Raw genomic sequence first — 23548 nt, forward strand, 5'->3', positions numbered from 1 at the left:
AAAGGCTCATTGGGATGGCTGCTCTCGTGTCTTGGAAGGTGAATCAGCCAGCGAACCGATTCGGTGCCAGTGCTGAGTATTCATTATCAAACCGTATCCCGCCGGGGGCTTATGGGCAAAATAAGCGGGCGCCTTTCAAGCAGCGTCCAAGGAGGGGGATCGCCCTTGCCGTGGCGCCGGTTTCGTCGAAGGAGACCAGCCGATCCGACTCCAGCCGCACCTCACCCGCGCCTGGTCCTGCCGCGCCGAAAGGCTGACGAGCAGTTGGTAAACATATTTTTCCATAGGGTGCGGCACCTGCCGCGCGCGACGTCCTCAACGATCCGACCGAAGACCTTCGCATGTTCTCGCGCCCGGCTGCTCACACACAGGTCATCGCGGCTGTTTCAACCGCCGAGCCCCGCGCCGCAGGCCCGAGAGCGGGCCCTGGCCGCGGCTTTGACGGAACCGCACGCAGGAAGGGCGCCAAGCCGCCCATGGCGGTCGCGGTCCGGCTAGCGCTCGCCAAGGGCCTCCTGGCCGCGCAGCAAAGGTTTCAGCAGATAGCTCAGGACCGTCTTGCTGCCTGTTTGTATGGCCACCTCGGCCACCATGCCTGGCTTGATTGGCAGAGAACCATCGGGCCCTTCCAGGGCCGACTGCTCGGTCCGCACCCTGACCATGTAGTAGGGTTCAGCGTCATGCTGCTGCGTCGGTTTTTGGTCAACGATCGTATCGGCGCTGATGAATACCAGCTCTCCGTCCAAGGTCCCATAGATCGCGCTGTCATAGGCGGTGATCCTCACGGTAGCCGGGAGCCCCGGATACAGGAAGGCAACATCCCTTGGCCGAATGCGCGCCTCCACGTAAAGCGCCTCATCGAGCGGCACGATCTCCATAATGGTCTCACCAGGCTGCACGACGCCACCCTGGGTGGTGATCTCGAGCTTCTTCACAATGCCCCGCACAGGCGACTTCAGCTCCGTGCGAGCCAAGGCGGAGCGACGCTCCGCCAGCTGTTGCTGGAGACTTGAAAGCTCGCCGCTCTTTTTTGCTATTTCTTCGTTGACTTCCTGAAAATACCTGGTCCGCGTTTCGGTAAGCTGTCCCCGCAAATCAGCCACATTGCGTTGCAGCTTGATTTCATCTGCCGTCGACACGGCACCTTTGGCCACCAAGGGCGTCGCGAGTTCCAACTCGCGCCGTGCCAAGGCGAGGCGTTCCTCAAATGAAGCGGTCGTTTCGGCGAGATTGCGACGCCGCGCCTCGAACAATTCCCTTTCGACGGCGACGACCTCCTCGTGAGAGGCAACGTCCGCCGGCACCCGGAAGCTGTCCTGGTCCGCCTGTTCGGCGGCAAGCCGGCTCAATGCGGCGCGCAGCGCGAGCACTTGCCCTTCAAGATCCTGATAAGCAGAGCGAGACCGCGTGTCCTCGAGTGTCGCGAGGACCTGGCCTGCCCTCACCTCTTCTCCTTCTTGCACCGTGATGTGCTGCAGAATGCCGCCATCGAGGCTTTGGATAACCTGCACGCGGCTCGATGGCGTGACCTTCCCTGTCCCGCGTGTGACTTCCGCAAGCGGCGCATTTGCCGCCCAGATGAAGAACGCCGCGATCGTGAAGGCGGCGAGCCACAAAACCGGTCTGCGTAGGGAGCCCTTCTTCAACGCCCCGAATTCGGCTCCCCAGCCGATATCTCCTTCATATGCCATGTCGCTCTCCTAAGCCTTACGTGCCGGTTCACTGCTCGACAGTGCCGCAAGCACGCCTTCCACGGGGCCGTCCGCGACCGGTCTTCCGTTCTTCATCACCACCGCACGCTGGACCAATGAGAGTATTGGCTGGCGGTGAGTGGCAACCACCAAGGTCCGGCCTGCCAGCCACCCGCGCAGATTCTCGATCACGCGCATCTCAAGCGTGTGGTCCATGGCCGCCGTCGGCTCATCCAGCAGCACGATACGGGGATCGCGCAACCAAAGTCGCGCGAGTCCCAGGGACTGGCGCTGGCCGCCGGACATCCCGGAACCGCCCTCCCCGAGCTTGCGATCGAGCCCGAGCGGGTGGTCGCGCACAAGACTGTCGGCGCCGGTAAATCTCAGCGCCTCGAGGAGTTCTTCATCCTCGCGATTTTCGAGCCCCATAAGCAGGTTTTCGCGTACGGTTCCATAGAACAACCGCACGTCCTGCGGCAGGTATCCCACCGCGCGTCGCACATCCACGGGATCGATCTGGCGCATCTCGGTGCCATCAAGCAGAACACGTCCCTCGGCCGGCTGGTGAAGCCCCGATAGCAGCTTCAGAAGCGTCGATTTGCCTGACCCGTTGGTGCCGAGGAGGGCCGTTGCCGACCCGGCGGCTACCGAGAACGACGGAATCTGCAGAATCGGCCCGCCGTCCTGATCATAGCGGAATGAAAGCGCCTCGAAATCGTAAGCCCCTTTCAGGCGTGGACGATGCACGAACCGGCGCCCCACCGGCCGATCCACCGGCGTCTTCATGATGCCGTCGAGGCCTCTCAGCGCTACTCTCATTTGCTGCCACCTGGCGAAAATCGACGAGAGCCGCGTCAGTGGGCCGATGGTCCGCCCGGACAGGATTGCGCAAGCCAAAAGACCGCCCGTCGTCATATTCCCGGCGGCAATCTCGTACACACCCACGACCATCACCATCACATAGGCAATCTGCTGCACCGATCTTGCCGATTGATTGAGCACCGAAGACAGCCGGCGTGTCTGCATCCCGTTGCCTGACAGAAGCTGCGTATATTCTTCCCAGAGCCGCTGGAAACGTGCTTCCCCCTGCAGGGACTTGACAGTTTCCGCACTCGACAACGCCTCGATCAGCAGGCCGTTGCGGATGGCACCTTCGCGTAGATGTTGACGCGACATTCGCGAGAGCGGCCACTGCGCTACAATGCCCGGCAATACAATAAAGGGGATGGCAGCGATAAGGACCCATACCACCGGCCCCCCGATCAGCCAGATGACTGTCATGAAGAGGAGCGTGAACGGTATGTCGCTCAGCGTCCCGATGGTGGTCGAGGTGAAGAACTCGCGCACGCCGTCGAATTCCCGCACCTGACTGGCGAAGGATCCGACCGCCGCAGGGCGAGCCTCAAGCCGAAGTCCAAGCGCCTGCTCGAAAATCCGGGCGGAGAGACGCTGATCGATTCGGCGGCCGGCCGCATCCATCAGATATGCCCTGGTTATCCGCACGACCGCTTCAATTCCGATCGCGATCAGGACACCGAGCGCCAAAACCCACAGTGTCGCAAAGGCGAGGTTCGGCACCACTCGATCATAGACCTGCATGCTGAACAGCGATGTGACCACGGCAAGGGTGTTGGCCAAGGCGGCAGCAAATCCGACCTCGGCAAAATCCCACCTATACCGCTTGATCTCACTCCAGAACCAGTGCTGCTCGGGTTCCGCGGCATAGGGTCCAGCGCGATCATCGGAGCGGACCAGCGGTGCTGCGAGAACCACAAGGCCCGAGTGCCGCGCCGAAAGTGCAGCGAGAGAAACCGTCTCTTCCCGGCTGTCCAACTCGGGATGACAGATACGGCAGAACTCTCCCTCCCGGCTGACGAGCGCCACCGCGGAGCCATCCGACAACAGTACCAATGCAGGCAGCAGGTGAGGCGGGATCGACGACAACGGCCGCCGGCGGACCCGTACGTCCAGATCTGCCCGCGCTGCCGCCCGCGACAGGAGCCCTATGGTGAGGCGACCCTGTTCGAGCGGCAGGCCTGAGGTCAATTCACCGCTCGTGGCCGGGCGGTTGTGGAGCCGGCATAGAAGCAGGAGTCCATCGAGGAGATCGGCACCCGCCAGTGCTTCCGGAATCTCATCCGCTGTGGCATGCGGCGTGACCCGTGCTCGACCCGCGGCCCTGGGGGCAGCCTCGATCGCTTGCGCCTCGCCGGGCCGCGGGCCGTCCGCCGCATCACTCTGCTGTGCTTTGAACCAGTTCCTGTTCCTGCCGAGGTTCATGTCGTGGCCCCGTTCTCATCCTGTGATATGCTGATTTCGCGATCCAGAAGCGTCAGGAGATCCGCACCCGTGTCCGAGCGGCTCTGCAACGCCCCTCCCGCCATCCCGTCGCGCAGTTCGTCATGGAGCCGCGACAACATGATCAGTGCGCGCAAACCACGCAGCGCCGGATTTTCTTTTGCGTCTTGCCGGTCGTCTGATGTCATTTCACATCCCTCCCGCATCCGCGGCCGGAGTAATCTCCAGCAGGCCACCCAGCATCCCCAGGGAGGCCGCGGCCTTATATTGCAGGTCGTAGAGGTCGAACCGCACATTGATTAAGCTGCTTTCGATGCGCGTGAGATCGGATTGCACGGTTACGAGATCCGAGAGCGAACGCGTTCCCGTCTTGAACTGATCTTCATAAAGGTCGCGCAGTTGCCGCGCATTGACGCGCTGCTCCTTCAGAACCGATTGACGACTGCGCAACGTGGGTTCTTGATCCAGAAAGGCCTGCACCTGGCGCAAGACATCGCGTCGTGCCGTCTCCGCCTTCCAGGTCGCCTCTTCAGCGGCAAGTTTCGCCGCCTCCACACGCCGCAGATTGCTGAGCCCCTGAACGGTCGGACTCGTCACGCGCAGCCCTATGCCCTTGTTCAGGTCGTCGCGCGCATCGTCGCCGCGCACAAAGGCTTCCGCACTCAGCGTCGGAAAAAGCTGCGCCTCCTCCGCCGCCGCCGACGCGTCGGCCTCCGATGCGCGCGCCAAGGCCGCTTTGACAGTCGGCGCCTGGTCTGCTCGCCTGCTCAGGTTCTGTCCGGCCGCCCCGTCGGACAGCCGCAGGGCCGTTTTCAACGCCGTGGAAAGTTCGGGCACGGGTGGAAGCGTGCCGGCGCCGCGCCCGACCCGGGAGGCAAAGACGCTGCGCGCGTCCCGAAGCTTGCCCTGCGCATCCGCAAGCGAGGAGCTTGCCTCGCCCACATGCACTTCGGCGAGTGTCGCCTCCGTTGCGTCGCCATAACCGCCCTCTGTCCGCTGTCGCGCCAGATTGGCAATCCGCCGATAGGCCTTCAGCTCATCGGCCGCCACCTTCTCCAATTCGGCTGCACGCGCCACCTCGATATAGGCGCTGGCGGCATCCAGCATCACCTGTTCCCGTTGCGCGGAGAGTTCCACCTGCGCAGCCGAGCGACCTGCCCGCGCGCCACCGACCTTCGCTGCCGTGCGGCCCCAATCATAGAGCGGCTGCGACAGGGTCACCTCATAATCGTGCTCTCCGTCGGTACCGATCCCGGCATTGCTGTCCAGGGCCGGGAAATAGCCCGACCGGGCCTGGTCCACCTGGGCATCGGCGGCAGCAACCGCGGCGCGAGAGCCGCGTATCTCCGAACTGTAGTCGAGAGCGGACAAGGCCGCATCACGCAACCCGCCCGGCGCCCGCGCCACCCTGCGGTCGGCAGCAGGCACAGCATCTTGGCCCGGCGGCACGACGCAGTCACAAACCTTATGCTTGGCCGGCGCGCCGGCGCTGGTGCTGCCTGTAGCGGGTTCGGGCAACGCGGCCGCGGTCTCGAACACCGCGTCGCCCGAGGGCAGGCAGCCGTGCAGCGCAATCGCCGCGAAAACAGTGCCCGCCAATATCGGCATCCGCCGCTGCGGCCCTTGTCCTGAAATCTTTCGTGTGATGGTCACTCTGTCTCGCCCCTGGCTTGTTTTTGGGCTGGATTTATCGTCACGATCCCTGACTGCCGGAGGAAGCCGTCAAGCTGTGCTGCTCGACCACTGACCTCTGCAGATGCAAGTTTGGCCTTCCGCGGCACGCGCGAGATGCCGCATTCACCCGGATGGATGCTCTCCCCGCCGCAAGACTGATGAAAAACTCGAAAGTCCCGCCGCCGCCGATGACGCCCTCAGCAGGTCGGCCGCGGCAATTCTGGCCCGTCTTCGCTTGCCCAGAGGCAGCAAAAGACGGGCCCCGGACGAGAGGAAGGGGCGGCAACCCCTCGTCCTACCGCCAGGACACTAGCTCTGCATACTAGTCGATCCAGAGCAGGGCACTGTCGGATGTTTCGTAAACGCGATAAGCACACTGCCCTCGAAAGCTGTCCTGTCCATATCCGCGAAGAGACGACCGGTCTCGTTCGACTCGTCAAACCCCGTGGCAACTATCGATGCTCCAACATCCATGTCCGACCCTTTCCGATGGATTTTATAACCGGGCATGCAGGCGATTTCCCTGCCAGCATGTTAACCAGCCACGCTTCCCTCTCTCGAATCGTGGAAGCGGTCGGTAGCTGACGCCCATTCACGGCATCCGCGTGCTAATTGGCAACATTAGGAGCTGAGTGTGTGGTGCGAGAGCTCAGGAAGCTGCCGGCGCACGAGACTTGCCGGCTCGCCGGCACGGCTGGAGCCAAGCGGCCCGCCGCCCCTCTACTTACGCTGGTTCATCAACGATGCTCTGCCGGCCGGCGATTCCGAAGACGCGGATCGGCCGCGGTTCACACCAGCGGCCACGGATCCGATCGATCATGGTATGCTGTGCATCGGCTGCCTTGCCAGTTCCTCGGCAAGGGGGTGCCGAACGGGATCGCACTGTCGCAGGAACGTGACTTCGCATTCAAAAATCTGCCCACGCCAAGAGCTGGCGCGGGCAGCAAGATACGTCTCGAATTGTATCCGGTCCAAATCGGTCCCGCCGCCACGATGGCTCACAATGCGACGGAACCGTTCCTTTCGATGTCGGACGGCTTTTTGAGGCCGCCCGACCGGATTTCGCAACCGTCCACCGCGGTTAGGACACTACCTCTGCATCTTCATCGACCCAGAGCTGGGCACCATCCGCTGTCTCGTAGACGTGGTAGTTCACGTCGCCGTCGGAGGCCGTCCTGCCCGTATCGGTGAAGCCGGCTGCGTCTATTGTGTCGTCGGCATCACCCAGGATCCGCAACTCGTTCTGGTTCGACTGGTCCAGAACATCCTTCACGTCCTCCGCGGTGAGCGTCAGGCTGTTCGAACCACCTCCGGTGAGGTCCACCTCGGCACCGAGGCCCAAGGAGGAATGGAACTTCGCGATATCCAGTTGCGAGAAGTCCATGTGGATCCCGCCGCCGGAGAGCGAAAGCGAACCCGTTCCCGAACCAGCGTCGCCGTGTCCGAAACCGGTGCTGCCGACATTGGCGACATCGCCTCCGCTGGTGCTCTGCAGAAGGCCCGCACCACCATCGTCCGCACTTGCCTCCGTCAAGGACGGCGCTGAAGATGTGCGGGTGGTCGTGGCCGATATCACGGGGTCGTGCGGCGTCCGATCTTCCGCTTCGCCGAGCCAGGCCAAGTTACTGTAGCCGTTGTAAGCGATGTAGTTGGCACCACCATACGTACTGAACCACGGAACAACGCTTTCGGTGTAATCCGTATTGAACGTGCCGTCTCCCTCGCCTGAGTAGATCCTGACATAATTCAGGTTGCCACTGGGATAACGCACCACCCAATCCAGAAAACCGTCGCCGGTGGCGTCTACCAGATCGACAGCAGGGTAACTCCCCGGAGTGTGGCCGGTCCAATAGCTACCTTGATCCTTCATATCCGTCTGCTTCATTGCACGTGTATCGAAGGTCCCATCGTCGTTGCCCAAGAGGACACGAATGTCGTTGTTCGGGTAGTAACCCCAAACCAGATCGACATTTCCGTCCTGGTTGACGTCCTTCAAGAAGCATGCCGAGTTGCCGGAGTTCAGGGTCGGCAAGGAATACTGGTAGATCGTCGATATGTCGGTTGAGACGGAAGGCGTCGACCTAAGATGCCCGTCTTCCTGGAAATAGTAGACGTTCAGCTTCTTTTCGGACATGTCGAGGTGGACCCAGGCGAGTCCCCGGTCATTGCCCACATTCGTCAACCAGCTTTGCGTGTAGTTCGACCAGTAATAGGCGCCGGGACCAACACTCTCCACCGGATGATTTGCGTCGAACTCGCCCGTGGCAACACCGTTTGCATCCGTCAAACCGGCAAAGACGCGCAGGCTTCGACCAGTGTTGTTGTAGTTGGCGTGGACAAGATCAAGCACACCGTCGCCTGTCACATCCGCAAGGTGGGTACTGCCATTACCGCTGCCGTAACCACTCCACGTACCGGTTTGAGCCGGTCCGGCCATATCGGTGGTTCTCAGATCGTCCGTGTCGAAAGTTCCGTCGGTAGTTCCCGGGACTACGTAGATCTTCTTTGTAGTATAGGCATCCGTATATACCCAGTCGGAAAGTCCGTCACCGGTGACGTCCGCAAAATACTGCTGGTTTTGATAGTAGGGAGCCGTCGCCCAGCGATATTGGTCATAGAGCGGCTTAAGATCAGTTTCCCTGGTCGGCGAAGCGTCGATCTGTCTCTGCTCGTCGATCGCAAACATCATCAGTTTCCAGGTGTACGGGTCTAGGTAGAGATACGCGTTAGCGTGGGTCGGATCTCCAACGTCGCGGTGACCAACGTCGTTGTCGCTGTCGGAGTCGCTGTCACTGTCGGAGTCGCTGTCGCTGTCCGAGTCGCTGTCGCTGTCCGAGTCGCTGTCGCTGTCCGAGTCGCTGTCGCTGTCGGAGTCGCTGTCGCTGTCCGAGTCGCTGTCGCTGTCCGAGTCGCTGTCGCTGTCGCTGTCCGAGTCGCTGTCGCTATCCGAGTCGCTGTCGCTGTCGGAGTCGCTGTCGCTATCGGAGTCGCTGTCGCTATCGGAGTCGCTGTCGCTGTCCGAGTCGCTGTCGCTGTCGGAGTCGCTGTCGCTGTCGGAGTCGCTGTCGCTATCCGAGTCGCTGTCGCTATCGGAGTCGCTGTCGCTATCGGAGTCGCTGTCGCTGTCCGAGTCGCTGTCGCTATCGGAGTCGCTGTCGCTGTCGGAGTCGCTGTCGCTATCGGAGTCGCTGTCGCTGTCGGAGTCGCTGTCGCTGTCGCTATCGGAGTCGCTGTCGCTATCGGAGTCGCTGTCACTGTCCGAGTCGCTGTCGCTGTCCGAGTCGCTGTCGCTGTCGGAGTCGCTGTCGCTATCAGAGTCACTGTCGCTGTCCGAGTCGCTGTCGCTATCGGAGTCGCTGTCGCTGTCGCTATCGGAGTCGCTGTCGCTGTCGGAGTCGCTGTCGCTATCCGAGTCACTGTCGCTATCCGAGTCTGAGTCGCTGTCCGAGTCGCTGTCGCTGTCGGAGTCGCTGTCACTATCGGAGTCGCTGTCGCTGTCCGAGTCGCTGTCGCTATCCGAGTCACTGTCGCTATCCGAGTCTGAGTCGCTGTCACTGTCGGAGTCGCTGTCGCTATCGGAGTCGCTGTCGCTGTCGGAGTCGCTGTCCGAGTCGCTGTCGCTATCCGAGTCGCTGTCGGAGTCGCTATCGCTGTCGGAGTCGCTGTCGCTGTCACTATCGGAGTCGCTGTCGCTATCGGAGTCGCTGTCGCTATCGGAGTCGCTGTCGCTGTCGGAGTCGCTGTCGCTGTCCGAGTCGCTGTCGCTGTCCGAGTCGCTGTCGCTGTCCGAGTCGCTGTCGCTGTCCGAGTCGCTGTCGCTGTCCGAGTCGCTGTCGCTATCGGAGTCGCTGTCGCTGTCCGAGTCGCTGTCGCTGTCCGAGTCGCTGTCGCTGTCGCTGTCGCTGTCGGAGTCGCTGTCGCTGTCGGAGTCGCTGTCCGAGTCGCTGTCGCTGTCCGAGTCGCTGTCGCTGTCGGAGTCGCTGTCCGAGTCGCTGTCGCTGTCGCTGTCGCTGTCCGAGTCGCTGTCGCTGTCCGAGTCGCTGTCGCTGTCACTGTCGGAGTCGCTGTCGCTGTCCGAGTCGCTGTCGCTGTCCGAGTCGCTGTCGCTGTCCGAGTCGCTGTCGCTGTCGGAGTCGCTGTCGCTGTCGGAGTCGCTGTCGCTGTCCGAGTCGCTGTCGCTGTCGGAGTCGCTATCGGAGTCGCTGTCGCTGTCCGAGTCGCTGTCGCTGTCCGAGTCGCTGTCCGAGTCGCTGTCGCTGTCCGAGTCGCTGTCCGAGTCGCTGTCGCTATCGGAGTCGCTGTCGCTGTCGGAGTCGCTGTCGCTGTCCGAGTCGCTGTCGGAGTCGCTGTCGCTGTCCGAGTCGCTGTCGGAGTCGCTGTCGCTGTCGCTGTCGCTGTCGGAGTCGCTGTCGCTATCGGAGTCGCTGTCGCTGTCCGAGTCGCTGTCGCTGTCCGAGTCGCTGTCGCTGTCACTGTCCGAGTCGCTGTCGCTGTCCGAGTCGCTGTCGCTGTCCGAGTCGCTGTCGCTGTCCGAGTCGCTGTCGCTGTCCGAGTCGCTGTCGCTATCGGAGTCGCTGTCGCTGTCCGAGTCGCTGTCGCTATCCGAGTCACTGTCGCTATCCGAGTCTGAGTCGCTGTCGGAGTCGCTGTCACTGTCCGAGTCGCTGTCGCTGTCGCTGTCGGAGTCGCTGTCGCTGTCCGAGTCGCTGTCGCTGTCGCTGTCCGAGTCGCTGTCGCTATCGGAGTCGCTGTCGCTGTCGGAGTCGCTGTCGCTGTCGTCAAAGAATCCAGAGCCGCCACGGTGGTCATCGGAATCTGCGGCCGCTGCTGCGGCAATAATTCCACCAACGCCGCCGAGCATAAGCAACGGGACAAGCAGACCATGCGCACGACGATCGGCCCCTTCCTCGCCAGGGGCCTGCTCGAACGCTCCGTCACCGGCCTCTGGATATCCGACATCGGTGTCCTGGAACCAGATCTCCACATATTCATCGCCGCTCCGGAATTTGAGCAGCGGATGCTCGTTCGTATCCTCCTGGAAGAAATCGACGAGCAGAATGACCTCGCCATTTGTCAGTCGAACATAAAGGTCGGATCCATGCCGCTCGCAGGCGAGGATTGAATCCGCCGGCAAATCAAGCGCGATGCTCGATGCCGAACTGACATCCAGTTTTGGGTTCTCTCCCTTCAGCACGCGCACCGAGGACGCGTCAGAGCCAGAGGCAACAATCTGTGCTTGAATATTCATATCCGACCTTTTCCAATTGATTTTAAAAAATTCAGCCAGACATGCAGGCGCCCTTCCCGCCTTCATGCCAAACCTACCAGGCTCCCCTCTCTCGAATCGTGGAGTGGCCGGCAGTCGGCACCCATTCATCGCGCCGGGCTACTAATTGACAACATTAGGAAGCGAATGGGTGCGATCTCCGGTGCGTAACCGCTCCGGGCTTGCCGCCCGCGTGCGGGACCAAGGCTTATGCGCGATTCAGCAATATGCGGCCCGTGTCCGCCAGCGCTGTAAACGCTGGAGAGATGCCGTGGCCACAAGGGCCGTTTTCACGTCCCCGCCACCACGGCGAAAAGCCGGCGGCCATGCAACGGATGTTTTAAAGTGAGTTCTTTTTTATATTTGGTTTCAATCTACTTCTATCGAACTTATTTCGTGGCCGACGCTTTGATATTGAGGAAAGCAGCCCCATGGATACATTTCTTAGTTGAAATATCCCATTCGCTTAGCAACATTGCCTTGTATTTGGCTTCGGGCGATCAAGGGGTAAGGCAAATGAATGATGGAAAAGAGCGGCTCGCGTCATGGAACGAGCCGGCAAGTGCTTGCGCGCGCGATCTGCTTGTCCTCCATTTGCGCGAGGCTTTCCGCCTCGGGGCGGAAATCGGGGATGAAATCGACTTCAGGCTACTCAAGCACCTCCTCGCGATGTCGATCGAAGTTGCGCGGGAAGGTGATGCCCGCCTTGAGGGAAGAGGCACGCTGCACTCCTAGCGAACAGCGCGTCACCACATCTCCCCGGAAATGGGCTTCATCAGAATCCGTGGAAACGTGAAGGCGACCCTCTCCCACACTCGGCGGGCGTGCTGTGCAGCCATCGTCTCCCACGCGGGCACTGAACCCATCAAGCTCTTCTTGTTTTGACAGGCCGTACCGGCACATCACGAGGTCTCGCATTACCGTGATGGCCACTACCGAGCGGCTCTATCCATCTCGAACCCCGATGGAGCTTCGATGCACGTGGTACTCCGCTAAAGGGAACCGAGTCCGCCAAAGCGAATCACAGCTGTGGCGACGAGCGCACAGGCATCGTCAAAGGCGCGAGCTGCAGCCTTGTTTCCTACATATATCGTGCATAGGTTGCATTGCATATTATCACGCTAGTTATAAACAATGGGTTTGCGATTTTTCCGATGAAAATTTCAAAAACGGTGTTTACCAATCCACGGTAGAAGATTATGTTCCATCTCGCGTCGTGATGCTTCTACCACCTGCAACGCGACGATGGCCGCGCCACCGGCGATCCCGCCCCCCTCGCACGGGGCGCGGCCACACTCTCCCCTCCCGAAGATCCCAGCACCGGCTTTACGGGAACGTCGCCGCACCGCTAGCGGCCTCACCACCTTCCACACGCGCAGCGTCGCTTCTGAAGGGCGAGCCACATCTGAACGAGAACGGATAGAGAGCGACGACGGCAGTTTTTCGATCCGCGCCGACAATTTTTTGCCGGATCTTGTCGGATTGCAGGAGGATCCCTTCGTCTTGTTTTCAGTATTGGAGAAAAGACAGACGAAAGGAGGGGTTCATGTTCCGCACGATCCTGGTCACCGCAAGTTTGCTTGTCCCTGGTTTGACGCATGCCCAGTCCGGGCCGGCGGGCGAGCGGGTCGAAGTCAACGGCATGCAGATGTACTACGAGGTGTCCGGCGAGGGCGATCCACTGATCGTGCTGCACGGCGCCTATATGAACATCCCATCCATGGGAGCGATCATCCCCAAGCTCGCAGAGAGCCACAAAGTCTATGCGCTCGAACTGCAGGGCCACGGCCGCACGACTGACATCGACCGACCCATCACCTATCCCAACCTGGCGGATGACGTCGCGGCATTCATGGACAAGGTCGGCATCGGGAAAGCCGATATATTCGGCTATTCGATGGGCGCTGCGGCAGGATTGCAGCTCGCGATCCGACACCCGGAGAAAGTGGACAAGCTCGCCGCCGCATCCGTCTCCTATGATGCCGAGGGTTGGCAACCGGAATTCAAGGCCTTCATACCGCAGATGACGGTGGACATGTTCGTCGGCATGCCGTTCGCCGAAGACCATCGCAAGCTCTCTGCGGATCCGGATGGCTTCCCCGCACTGGTCGAGAAGCTGATCGCGCTGGAGCACGAGCAGATGGCGTGGGAGGAGGACGTCAAGGCGCTGAAGACCCCGGTGCTGATCATAACCGGCGATGCCGACGTAACCACCCTCGAACATTCAGTTGCGATGTTCCGGCTGCTCGGCGGCGGCGTCATGGGCGATATGGGAAAGCCGCTGCCGGCCTCCCGCCTCGCCGTCATGCCGGCGACATCACACACCGCCATCATCGGCCAGCCTGACCTGCTCCATGCCTTCATCGAGCCTTTCCTGAAGGACGAAACACCGACGGGAATGTTCGAATAGGCCACATTGCGGCCGTAGGTCCACCTTGAGAGGAGGCGTATGGCTGTAAAAGGCGCCTCCTCGAATCCTTCATCAGCACCGGTTCTGCCGACTGTTCGGATGCCGTGAGCCAAGATCCCCACGCCATCTCGAAGGTGCCTTCCACGATCCGCCAAGTCCGCGCACCGCATCGAACCAGATCGAATCTCGGCGACCGCCAAGCGGTTCAGAGAACTGAAGAGGACGAAGATTGGGCCTCATGGCATTTCCTCAAACCAGGCGGGCCGTGTCAGGCATCGTAGAACACCCTAAATCCGCTGTTGCTGGCCCCGCTGTCTGCCGGGACGCCCGAGCGGGCGGCGATGCGGTAGCGGTAGCAGTAGCTGCGGTGACAGAGGAAGCTGCCGCCCTTCATCAGCTTCTGCTTCGTCGCCCGTGCCTCCTCGTTTCTGAGCCGCGCCGCCCTCGTCTGCGAGCGCACCATGAAGGGCTCCGACGTCCATTCCCACACATTGCCGGCCATGTCGTGGAGACCGGCCGCGTTCGGGGCGAAGGCGGTCACGGGCGAAGTGCCGAGCCAGCCGTCGGCGCGGGTATTGTCATGGGGAAAACGGCCTTGCCAGATGTTGCAGGGCAGGAACTCCCGGTCCTCGGGCTCGCGGTCCCCCCAGGGAAAGCGCGGGTCTTCGAGCCCGCCGCGCGCCGCATGCTCCCACTCCGCTTCGGTCGGCAGGCGCCCGCCCGTCCAGGCGGCGAAGGCGCTGGCATCCGCCCAGGAGATATGTGTGACGGGATGGTCGAGCCGCTCGCTGACATCGCTACCGGGTCCCTCGGGCGCGAACCAGGCGGCGCCGTCGCACCTGACCCACCAGGGAGTCGAGGATGCCGAGGGAAGGACCGCTTCCGGGTTCGGCAAAAGCCCGCGGAAGACGACCCCCCAGCCAAGCTCCTCGGCTTCGGTGACATATCCTGTCTCGGCCACGAAGGCGGCGAAGCGCGCGTTGGTGACCAGGTATGATTCAACCGCAAAGGGGCGGAGCTTGACGGTGCGGAAGAGCCCTTCGCCATCCTGCCCGATCTCGGGCCGGCGGGTGCCGATATGGCTCGGCCCGCCGGAGAAACGGACGATTTCCGGGCGCCGTGCATCGGCGATCGCGAACGCATCCGAAGCGTCCGGCTTTGCCGCCGATGGCGCCGAGGCAAGAGAAGTCCGGGAAGCGCCGCAGCAGCTCATCTCAGGCCGCCGCCCTGTCCAGACGCGCGGCGCGTGCGGCCGCACTGTCGTGCTCCGGCACGTCGCCGATCTGGGCCATTTTCGCGTCGAGCTTGGCCAGCATCGCCTCGAACACCCCGTTGTGCCGGATCGTCGGCCAGGCGCTATTGCCGCGCGGCGATTGTCACCGCAGCTCCGGCCATGAACGCGGCGGCAGTCCTGTTCAACACTTTCAACGCGCGAGGCGCCTGCAGCAACAGGCGTGCTCTGGCGGCGAGAATGAGATAGGGCACGAGCACCATGAGCAGCACGACGATCGTGCAGAACATCAAAATACCGTAGTCCACGAGGGTCAAAGTGTGCAGGTCGACCAGCGTCGGGGTAAGGGCAAGGTAGAAGATCATTGTCTTCGGGTTTCCGAGCGTCACAAGCAGGCCAGCCAAAAAACTGGAAAAAGCCCCGCTCTTACCCTTTGATGCCTCGATCTTCCCGGCAGTGATTCCGGACCTCCAGAAAGTCCAGGCGAGCCAGGCCAGGTACGCAACTCCCACCCACTTCACGACGAGAAAAACGGTGCCGAACGCCTGGGCGAGAACCGCCATGCCCGACACCACTGCAGTCAGATAGGTGAGGTCCCCGAGAACCAAGCCGAAGGCCATCAGGAGCGACGAGCGGAAGCCGGAGCCGAGGGCGCGGGCCACAAGGGCCGTCACACCGGGTCCGGGTATCGCAGCGGCCAGTGCCAGCGCCCCGCTATACGCAATCAGTCCGGCAAGAGTCATACCGTAAATCCCCAGCACCTCGCATGGCGCTTGATACACGAATCCGCTCGCGGCGTCAGCTTGGAACAGAGACTGTAGGCGGCTCGGGACAGACGCCGCGCCGCTGAACAGAAAAACGTGCCGATGTTCAGGTGTTGACGCCGGACGTTGTATCATCGACCGCCCCCGGCGACGCGCGGCGCGTCGGGCAAGAGCGATCAAGCGGAGGATGCTCCGATCGGGCCCTGTTGCGGTTCATTCAGACCGAACCTTCCTCTCCTTCAAACCCGGCGACGATCTCATTGAATATCAGTAGCAGCGCTTCGATATCCGAACTGAACTTCTGGCCCAGCGGACGGATTACCGCGAACATGAACCTGTCTTCGAGTTCGACGGTCCTGGCCGAACCGCCGGCCCTTTCGTGGATTCGGGCGGTGAACGGATCCACCACCGCAGCCCCCATGCCGCGCAGCACCATCGCAGAGATGATCGATGAGAGATGCGAGCGCGCCATGATCAGCGGCGGGGTGTTGAGCGTGGCGAAGTGGCGCTCCAGCATCCTGCCGGTGGCGGTCGTCTCGTTGAAGCCTACGAACGCGATGCCGGCGAAGTCCTTCACCCTGACCACCTCCTGTTCCTCCAGGGGGTGCCCTGCCGGCATGATGCAGCGATAGCCAAGCGCATAGGTATCGATCAGGTCGATATCGAACTGGTGCTGCGTGGGCGCGGTGAAACCAATCTGGCACTGGCGCGATGCCACCTGGCGAATGACGTTGTGAGTCCGCATCGATAGAAGCTCGATGCGCGAATCCGGCCTCGCGCGGTGCAGCGACATCAATGCGTCCGGCAGGATGCTCTGCGCCAAAGCCGGCATCGAGGCGATGGAGACGGCGCCGCGCAGCCCGTGCCGAATGTCGCGCGCGGCCTGCTCGATGGTGCCGAGGCCGATGAAGGCGCGCTCAACTTCCATCACGAGTTCACGGGCCTCCGGCGTGGGAACGATCTTGCCGCCCATGCGCAGGAACAGGGACATTCCCACGCTCTCCTCGAGATCGCGGATGAGGCGGCTGACGGCAGGTTGGGAGACGTTGAGCATGTCGGCGGCTCCCGAGACCGAGCCCGATTCCATGACGGCCCGGAAGGCCTCGAGGGCGCGCTGGCTAAGCATATAACATTTCCGAATATTCGCGGCGTCCATTGTTATTTGAACTATGGCTACCTGTGCAAGACAAGTCTCCATGGCGTGGGCGCTGTTGTAGGGATGGTGATGCTGCGACGTCTGGACGAAGCGGGAGAAGCGATCGGCTTCTTCTTCGAGGGGCGGGAGATCAAGGCAAGGCGGGGCGACAGCGTGGCATCTGCCCTGCTGCTGGCGGGCATCAAGGAGTTTCGCACGACGGCCGTCTCCGACGCCAAGCGCGGTCCTTACTGCATGATGGGGATCTGCTTCGAATGTTTGGTGGAGATCGACGGCGTGCCCAATCGCCAGGCCTGCATGACGCTGGTTGAGCCGGACATGCGGGTGCGGCGCCAACATGCTGCTGCGGAACTGGCATTCCATGAAACGCCATGACGTAGCGATCATCGGTGCCGGACCCGCGGGAATGGCTGCCGCCGTGGAGGCATGCGCGCAGGATCTGAGCGTGGTCGTGCTCGATGAGCAGCCTGCACCCGGCGGCCAGATCTATCGAGCCATCGAGACCGCAAGCACCGCACGCCGCGCCATGCTGGGCGCCGATTACGACGCGGGTGCTGCGCTGGCCGCCGCGTTCCGCGCCTCTGGCGCCGATTATAGGCCGGGAGCGATGGTCTGGAACATCGAGCCGGGTTTCAGGCTGGACGTATCGATCGCCGGCGGCTCCCTCCTGCTCCACGCCGACGCGGTGATCGTGGCGACAGGCGCGATCGAACGTCCCGTTCCCCTGCCCGGCTGGACACTGCCCGGCGTGATGACCGCAGGCGCGCTGCAAATCCTTCTTAAATCGCATGGCGGCGTGGCGGATGACGTGGTTCTGGTGGGCGCTGGTCCCCTGCTCTACCTTCTCGCTTCACAAATGCTGGCGGCGGGCGCTCCACCGCGCGCGATCGTTGAAACCGTTCCACGTGCCCGTCATCTGCTGGCACTGAGGCACCTGCCCCAGGCGTTGCGCGGCTGGCCTTATCTGCGCAAGGGCCTCGCCATGATGCATGCGTTGCGCAAGGCGCGCGTGCCGATCCATCGCAATGCCCGGAACATCCGGATCGAAGGCTCGGAAGCGGCAGAAGCCGTGAGCTTCTCGTCGGGCAGGCAAACCCGCCGCATTCCGGCGGGGATGGTGGCACTCCATCAAGGTGTCGTACCCAACCAGCAGGTCACGCGCATGCTCCGTTGCGCGCATCGCTGGCACGACACGCAGCACTGCTTCGTGCCCGTGGTCGACACTTGTTTCGAGACGACGGAGCCGGGCATCTTCGCGGCGGGCGATGGCGCCGGCATCGGCGGCGCGGTGTCAGCCGCCCTTCGAGGACGCCTCGCCGCCTTACGCGTGGCCGAGAAGGCCGGCCGCACCGTTCCTACCGGAGCCGTAGGGGCGCTCCGCAGAACACTGGCCCGAGATGCCGCTACACGCCCTTTTCTGGAAACGCTCTACGCGCCGGCTGAGGAAATCCTTGCTCCGTCGGACGAAACACTGGTCTGTCGTTGCGAAGAGGTGACTGCCGGACAAATCCGGACTGCGGTGGCGGACGGAGCCCCCGGTCCCAACCAGGTGAAATCCTTTCTGCGCTGCGGCATGGGGCCGTGCCAGGGGCGCGTGTGCGGCCTGGCCGTGACGGAACTTGTCGCGGCCGGGCGCGGCATGAGCCCGGCGGATGCCGGATATTTCCGCATTCGGCCGCCACTCAAGCCCCTGTCGCTGGCAGAACTCGCCGCCATCGAGACGGAATGAGCGCCGCTGTTGCTTCTCGCCATAGCGCCGATCTTCTGGTGATTGGCGGCGGGATACACGGTTGCTCGGCGGCTCTCCACGCGGCCTTGCGCGGGATGTCGGTAATCGTTTTGGAAAGAGACACCGTCGCGCGTCACGCTTCGGGCGTCAATGCGGGTGGTGTGCGGCGGCTCGGGCGCGATCATGCGGAGATCGCCCTTGCCGATTATTCGATGCGGATCTGGCGCTGCATCGATGAGCTGGTGGAAGACGATTGCGGCTTCCAGGTGGTGCCGCAGATCAAAGTGGCCGAGAACGAGGCCGACCTGGAGAAGCTCAAGCTACGAATGCTCGGGGTACGAGCGCACGGCTTCGCTCATGAGGTGATGCTGACGGAAGGCGAACTGCGTACATATCTGCCTGCGGCGGCGTCCCATTGCATCGGTGCCCTCGCCGTGCTCGATGACGGTTTCGCACAGCCCTTCGCAACGACGACGGCGTTCCGCCGCAGGGCGGCCAGCCTCGGCGTGCGCTTCCATGAGCATTGTGCGGTAAGGGAGATTCGGCAAACACGCGCAGGATGGAAGGTGATGGCAGGCGGCGAGCGCTTCCTTGCCGACCGTGTCCTCAACTGCGCTGGGGCGTGGGCGGGCGGGATCGCCGCAATGATGGGTGACCAGGCACCGGTGGAGGCGATCGCCCCGATGATGATTGTCACCGCCCGCATGCCGCACTTCTGCGATGCCGTGGTGGGCACCGCAAGCCGGCCTCTCTCCTTCAAGCAGATGCCGAACGGCACGGTGATCATCGGCGGCGCGCGGCTCGGGCGAGCCGATCCCGCACGCAACCGGGCTGACCTCACCATGGCCGAGTTGCGCCACAGCGCCGCCACCGCGATCTCGGTCTTCCCCATCATGCGCCACGCGGCCGTGGTGCGCTGCTGGAGCGGGGTGGAAGGCCGTATGCCCGACGGTATTCCGGTAATCGGGCGCTCGGCCGTAAGCGAGACCGCCTTCCATGCCTTCGGATTTTCCGCGCATGGTTTCCAGCTCGGACCGGGCGTCGGCGCGCTGATGGCGCAGTTGATCGCCACCGAGGAATGCGCGCTGCCGCTCGATGCCTTTCGTATCGACCGCTTCGCGCACTGACTTATCAACCCAGAGAAGGAGACAGGCGTGATCCAACGTCACATACGCAGCAAGATCAACCACCGCGTGGTGGAGCATAGCGGTGTGCTTTATCTCGGCGGCGTCGTTGCGGACGACAAGACGCTCGACATGAAGGGCCAGACCCAACAGGTCTGTTCGAAAATCGAGGCGCTGCTGACGCAGTTCGGCTCCTCGAAGAGAAAGATCCTGACCGCGACCATTTTCCTTTCCGATTTTTCGGGCAAGGACGCCATGAACGAGGCCTGGCTGGAGTGGCTTGCGCCGGATGACCTCCCCACGCGGACGACCGTCGGCGTCCAGCTCGTGAAGGGCACGCTGGTGGAGATCGTGGTCTCAGCGGCGAAATAAGCAGCCACGAAGATCAAAAAAGGCCCGGCGGACGCTTCGCCGGGCCTTGCTCTTTGCATCACTGCTTGGCCAGCGCTTCCGCCACCTTGTCCGGCCCGTAAGCCGTCTCGGCTTGTTCGCGGGTCAGGCGGCCATCACGAAGGTCGCGCGCCAGCGCTTCGGGTTTGCGCGCCTGCGGCGGCCCGAAACCGCCACCGCCCGGAGTTTCCAGACGCACCGTATCTCCAGGGGCGAGCGTCAGCCGCGCGGTCATCGGGCTCAATTCGGTCTCACCCGGCCGGCCGGCGTCAAGAACCAGCCGGGCGGGACGGCCGGGATTACCGCCCATGACCCCTGGCGCTCCCTCGCGGTGGCCGTCGGAGCGTGCAGTGAAAATCACATTGCCGTTGGGGGCGGAAATCTGCCGGGCGATGCCCATGCCGCCGCGATGCTGCCCGGTGCCCGCCGAGCCGTTCACCAGCGCGTATTCGTCGACGATCAGGTCGTATTCGACCTCGAGCGGCTCGATGGGGAGGTTCGAGCTGTTGGTGACATGCACATGAACGCCATCCATGCCATCGCCACCGAAGCGCGCTCCCGCGCCACCGCCAATCGATTCGAGGTAGACATAACCGTCGTCCCGGCCGCGGCGCTTTCCGGCAAAGACCATGACAGGGACGATATCCTGTCCCGCCGCCTGCGCCTTTTCCGGCGGCAGAAGCTGGGCAAAGGCGCCGATCAGCGCCCGCACCACCTTGTTGCAGGTGATCGAACGCGCGCCCACGGCAGCCGGCGGCTGCGGGTTGAGAAGCGATCCCCTGGGCGCGGAAATCTCTATTCCTTCGAACATGCCGCTATTCGGCAGAAGATAAGGATCGAGCAGCGTCTTCACCACGTAATAGACGGAGGCGTTGAGAGCACTTTCCACCACATTCAGCCCACCCTTGGCTTGCCGCCCCGTGCCGGTGAAATCGACGCTCAGCCGATCACCCTTTACCGTGACATTGGCCTGGATGGGAACGGGCGTTTCATCGATGCCGTCTCCCTCGATCATCGCATGGAAGGAAGCCGTGCCATCCTTCATTTCGGCGATGCGGTTGCGCAGGCGCGCCGCGGTATAGGCGAAGAGGTCATCGATGGCGCGGGCCACGTCGTCGGCACCGAGCGTGCGGGTCAATTCCAGGAGCAGGCGCGCGCCGCGCTCGTTGGCCGAGGCCTGCACCTTTATATCGAGCCAGCGCTCCTCGCTGGAGCGCGAGTTGAGCGCGATCATGGAGAGCAGATCCTCGTCCAGCACTCCGGCACGGAAAAGCTTCATGACCGGCAGGCGCAGCCCCTCCTCGAAGATCGATGTGGCACCGCCATGGATGGAGCCCGGTACTGTGCCGCCGACATCGGAGTGATGGCCGATATTGGCGGTAATGTAGGCGGGCTTGTCCTCGATGAAGACAGGGGTAACGACGGAGATGTCCGGCGTGTGCGTGCCGCCGGCCACGTAGGGATCGTTGCAAATGAAAACATCGCCCTTCTGCATCCTCTCCGGCGGATAGCGGTCGAGGACGGCCTTGACCGATCCCATCAGTGAGCCGAGATGAAGCGGGATATGGCTCGCCTGTGCGATCAGCCGGCCGTCGATCGAGAACAGCGCCACCGAGCAGTCCTTGCGTTCCTTGATGTTGGAAGAGAAGGAAGCCCGGATCATGGCATTGCCGATCTCATCGGCAATGGCGAGAAGGCGATTGGTGAAGACCTCCATGGCGATGGGATCGGCCAAGTGGAAATCGGCCTGTTTGCTGGCATTCATTGCGCGGATACCTCGATGATCATGGTTCCCGTATCGTCGACGCGCACGGTCTGGCCGGGCTCGACGATGGTGGTGGACGACATTTCCTGGATGATCGCGGGGCCGGGTATCGCCTGGTCCACAGGCAGGCGGGCGCGATCGTAGATCGCGGCCTCCCGCCACCCTCCCTCGAAATAGACGGAGCGACGGCCGACCGTGGGGTCGCCGGCCTCGGGCTGGTGCAGGCTCTCCGGCCGGCTGGCTGCAGTTCCCTTTACGGACAGGCGCAGATTTACGATCTCCACGGCCCGGCCCTCTATATCGTAGCCATATTCCTGGCGATGGGCGGAACGGAAACCTTCAAGGAAAGCGGCAAAACCAGTGGCGGTCCCGTGCGGCAGATCCACCTGCACCTCATGGTTCTGCCCGTCGTAGCGGGCATCAGCCACGTAGCTCATGGATCGGCGGTCCGGCGCGATGCCTTCGCCTTCCAGCCACGCACTCCCCTCGATGGTCATGGCATCGAAGGCGGAGCGGACCGATGCCCAGCTCTCCTGCGAGGCCTCCACGACGCCGGTGCGCACGAAATCGAAACCTACATCGGAAAGGAGAATGCCGCGGGCGCACATGGTGCCCGGCTGCAAGGGCACGATCACGGTTTTCATTCCCGTCTCGCGCGCCACGGCAGCGGCGTGGAGCGGCCCCGCGCCGCCATAGGCAAAGAGCGCGAACTCCGACAGCCGGTGCCCTTTTTCGGTGGAGACGGCACGGATCGCGCGGCCCATATTGGCAACGGCGATGCGCAGGATGCCGAGCGCCGCCTCTTCGGTTGTCAGGCCGAGCGGTTTTGCGATCCGCTCCGCGATCGCTCTGCGCGCCGCCTCGGCATCCACCGTCATCCGCCCGCTGAGCAAAGTGTCGGAGGAGAGCCGGCCGAGCACCAGGTTTGCGTCCGTCACCGTCGGCTCGACGCCGCCCCTGCCATAGGCCACGGGACCGGGATGAGCGCCGGCGCTGCGCGGACCGACCTTGAGCGCCCCGGCATCGTCGATCGCGGCGATGGACCCGCCGCCGGCGCCGATCACATGGATGTCCAGCATCGGTGTGCGGACGGGATAGCCGGCAACCAGGCGGTTCGTCGTGAACGCAGGCCGGCCGCCCAGCGCCAGCGAAACGTCAGTAGAAGTGCCGCCCACATCATAGGTGATGATTTCTGAAAAGCCCGAGCGCGCGGCCACCTGCACTGCCCCCACCACCCCGGCCGCCGGGCCGGAAAGGCAGGTGCGAACGGGAAAAGCACGAACGGTCTCCACCGACATCAGCCCGCCATTGGAATGGATCGTGCGAGGGGCGGCGTGGAGGCCCAGCGTCTCGAGCCGATTGACAAATTTCGCCAGATAACGGTCCATCCGGGGGCCGACATAGGCGTTTATGACGGTCGTCGAGAAGCGCTCGAACTCGCGATATTCCGGCAGCACCTCCGAGGAGAGGCTGATATAGGCCTCCGGCATCATCGCGCGGACGATCTCCGCTGCGCGCCGCTCGTGGACGGGATCGCGATAGGCGTGAAGAAAGCAGATGGCCACGGCTTGAATCCCGGCAGCCTTCATCTTGTGAGCGGCGGCATGGACCTCCTCCTCATTCAGGGGATGCAGCACCCGGCCGCCTGCATCCAGGCGTTCCGTCACTTCAAGCGACATCCAGCGCTCGACCAACGGCTCCGGCTTGGTGACGCTGTAATCGTAAAGATGCGGCCGGGTCTGCCGCCCGATTTCGAGTACGTCGCGGCAGCCCCTGGTGGTGATCAGCCCGGTCGGGACGCCACGTCGCTCGATCACCATGTTCGTGGCGACCGTCGTGCCGTGGCCGACGAACTCGAATGCGCCGGGCGCAAAGCCGAGCTGATGGACGAAATGGGCAAGTCCCGTCTCGATCGCTTCCGAGGGGTCGTGCGGCGTCGATGCGGTCTTGAAGTGCGTGGTCGTGCCGGTCTCCATCTCCATCGCGGTGAAGTCCGTGAAAGTGCCGCCGACATCGAAACCGATACGGTACATGGTTGCGTCTCCTGGAT

17 protein-coding genes are annotated in these 23548 nt (G+C 62.9%); 7 read left to right on the plus strand and 10 right to left on the minus strand.

Features of this window, described 5'->3' with window-relative positions:
- Nucleotides 1–494: 494 nt before the first annotated feature.
- From PVE73_RS19590 to PVE73_RS19610, 5 genes are all read right to left on the minus strand, one after another.
- Nucleotides 495–1691 carry an HlyD family type I secretion periplasmic adaptor subunit gene (locus tag PVE73_RS19590; protein ID WP_277363845.1) on the minus strand — a complete coding sequence of 399 codons (1197 nt, stop codon included), beginning with the start codon at nucleotides 1689–1691 and terminating at the stop codon, nucleotides 495–497.
- Between the two features lie 9 nt (nucleotides 1692–1700).
- The gene (locus tag PVE73_RS19595; protein WP_277363846.1) at nucleotides 1701–3971 is read right to left on the minus strand and encodes a type I secretion system permease/ATPase; all 2271 of its coding nucleotides are present in this window, start codon (nucleotides 3969–3971) and stop codon (nucleotides 1701–1703) included.
- Nucleotides 3968–4177, minus strand: a complete 210-nt coding sequence (locus PVE73_RS19600; RefSeq protein ID WP_277363847.1) for a hypothetical protein — start codon at nucleotides 4175–4177, stop codon at nucleotides 3968–3970. The genes PVE73_RS19595 and PVE73_RS19600 overlap by 4 nt, the downstream gene beginning before the upstream one ends.
- Nucleotide 4178: 1 nt before the next feature.
- On the minus strand, nucleotides 4179–5588 hold the full coding sequence (locus PVE73_RS19605) for a TolC family protein (protein ID WP_277363848.1): 1410 nt from the start codon (nucleotides 5586–5588) through the stop codon (nucleotides 4179–4181).
- Between the two features lie 1156 nt (nucleotides 5589–6744).
- Nucleotides 6745–8349, minus strand: coding sequence for a VCBS repeat-containing protein (locus PVE73_RS19610; RefSeq protein WP_277363849.1), 1605 nt, complete (start codon nucleotides 8347–8349; stop codon nucleotides 6745–6747).
- A gap of 82 nt (nucleotides 8350–8431) precedes the next feature.
- On the opposite strand from PVE73_RS19610, the gene PVE73_RS19615 reads away from it, so the two are divergent.
- The 3 genes from PVE73_RS19615 (at nucleotide 8432) to PVE73_RS19625 (ending at nucleotide 13339) form a co-directional block, all read left to right on the plus strand.
- Nucleotides 8432–10750 carry a hypothetical protein gene (locus PVE73_RS19615; protein ID WP_277363850.1) on the plus strand — a complete coding sequence of 773 codons (2319 nt, stop codon included), beginning with the start codon at nucleotides 8432–8434 and terminating at the stop codon, nucleotides 10748–10750.
- Between the two features lie 524 nt (nucleotides 10751–11274).
- The gene (locus PVE73_RS19620; RefSeq protein WP_277363851.1) at nucleotides 11275–11664 is read left to right on the plus strand and encodes a hypothetical protein; all 390 of its coding nucleotides are present in this window, start codon (nucleotides 11275–11277) and stop codon (nucleotides 11662–11664) included.
- An 811-nt stretch (nucleotides 11665–12475) separates the two neighbouring features.
- Nucleotides 12476–13339 (plus strand): alpha/beta hydrolase, encoded by an 864-nt coding sequence (locus PVE73_RS19625; RefSeq protein WP_277363852.1) that lies wholly within the window; start codon nucleotides 12476–12478, stop codon nucleotides 13337–13339.
- A gap of 268 nt (nucleotides 13340–13607) precedes the next feature.
- Here PVE73_RS19625 and PVE73_RS19630 read toward each other — a convergent pair whose 3' ends face one another.
- The 3 genes from PVE73_RS19630 to PVE73_RS19640 all read right to left on the minus strand — a co-directional run bounded on the left by PVE73_RS19630 (nucleotide 13608) and on the right by PVE73_RS19640 (nucleotide 16460).
- The gene (locus tag PVE73_RS19630; RefSeq protein WP_277363853.1) at nucleotides 13608–14552 is read right to left on the minus strand and encodes a formylglycine-generating enzyme family protein; all 945 of its coding nucleotides are present in this window, start codon (nucleotides 14550–14552) and stop codon (nucleotides 13608–13610) included.
- A 143-nt stretch (nucleotides 14553–14695) separates the two neighbouring features.
- On the minus strand, nucleotides 14696–15313 hold the full coding sequence (locus tag PVE73_RS19635) for a LysE family translocator (protein ID WP_277363854.1): 618 nt from the start codon (nucleotides 15311–15313) through the stop codon (nucleotides 14696–14698).
- 238 nt (nucleotides 15314–15551) lie between these two features.
- Nucleotides 15552–16460: a LysR substrate-binding domain-containing protein gene (locus tag PVE73_RS19640; protein ID WP_277363855.1), complete on the minus strand. Its 909-nt coding sequence runs from the start codon at nucleotides 16458–16460 to the stop codon at nucleotides 15552–15554.
- A gap of 36 nt (nucleotides 16461–16496) precedes the next feature.
- Here PVE73_RS19640 and PVE73_RS19645 point away from each other — a divergent pair, with 36 nt between their 5' ends.
- Genes PVE73_RS19645 through PVE73_RS19660 form a run of 4 tightly spaced genes read left to right on the plus strand, consistent with a single transcriptional unit; the run spans nucleotide 16497 to nucleotide 19715 of the window.
- The gene (locus PVE73_RS19645) at nucleotides 16497–16865 is read left to right on the plus strand and encodes a (2Fe-2S)-binding protein (RefSeq protein ID WP_346772379.1); all 369 of its coding nucleotides are present in this window, start codon (nucleotides 16497–16499) and stop codon (nucleotides 16863–16865) included.
- Entirely contained in the window at nucleotides 16852–18219 is a 1368-nt protein-coding gene (locus tag PVE73_RS19650) for an NAD(P)/FAD-dependent oxidoreductase (RefSeq protein ID WP_277363856.1), read from the plus strand. Before PVE73_RS19645 ends, PVE73_RS19650 begins: the two co-directional genes overlap by 14 nt.
- Nucleotides 18216–19346, plus strand: coding sequence for an FAD-dependent oxidoreductase (locus PVE73_RS19655; RefSeq protein WP_277363857.1), 1131 nt, complete (start codon nucleotides 18216–18218; stop codon nucleotides 19344–19346). The genes PVE73_RS19650 and PVE73_RS19655 overlap by 4 nt, the downstream gene beginning before the upstream one ends.
- A gap of 27 nt (nucleotides 19347–19373) precedes the next feature.
- Nucleotides 19374–19715, plus strand: coding sequence for a RidA family protein (locus PVE73_RS19660; RefSeq protein WP_277363858.1), 342 nt, complete (start codon nucleotides 19374–19376; stop codon nucleotides 19713–19715).
- Between the two features lie 58 nt (nucleotides 19716–19773).
- On the opposite strand, the gene PVE73_RS19665 is transcribed toward PVE73_RS19660, so the two are convergent.
- Together PVE73_RS19665 and PVE73_RS19670 are read right to left on the minus strand one after the other, a co-directional pair.
- Entirely contained in the window at nucleotides 19774–21498 is a 1725-nt protein-coding gene (locus PVE73_RS19665; RefSeq protein WP_277363859.1) for a hydantoinase B/oxoprolinase family protein, read from the minus strand.
- Entirely contained in the window at nucleotides 21495–23531 is a 2037-nt protein-coding gene (locus PVE73_RS19670; protein ID WP_277363860.1) for a hydantoinase/oxoprolinase family protein, read from the minus strand. Before PVE73_RS19670 ends, PVE73_RS19665 begins: the two co-directional genes overlap by 4 nt.
- Nucleotides 23532–23548 lie beyond the last annotated feature (17 nt).

This window comes from Chelativorans sp. AA-79 (assembly GCF_029457495.1).
Classification (GTDB): domain Bacteria; phylum Pseudomonadota; class Alphaproteobacteria; order Rhizobiales; family Rhizobiaceae; genus Chelativorans.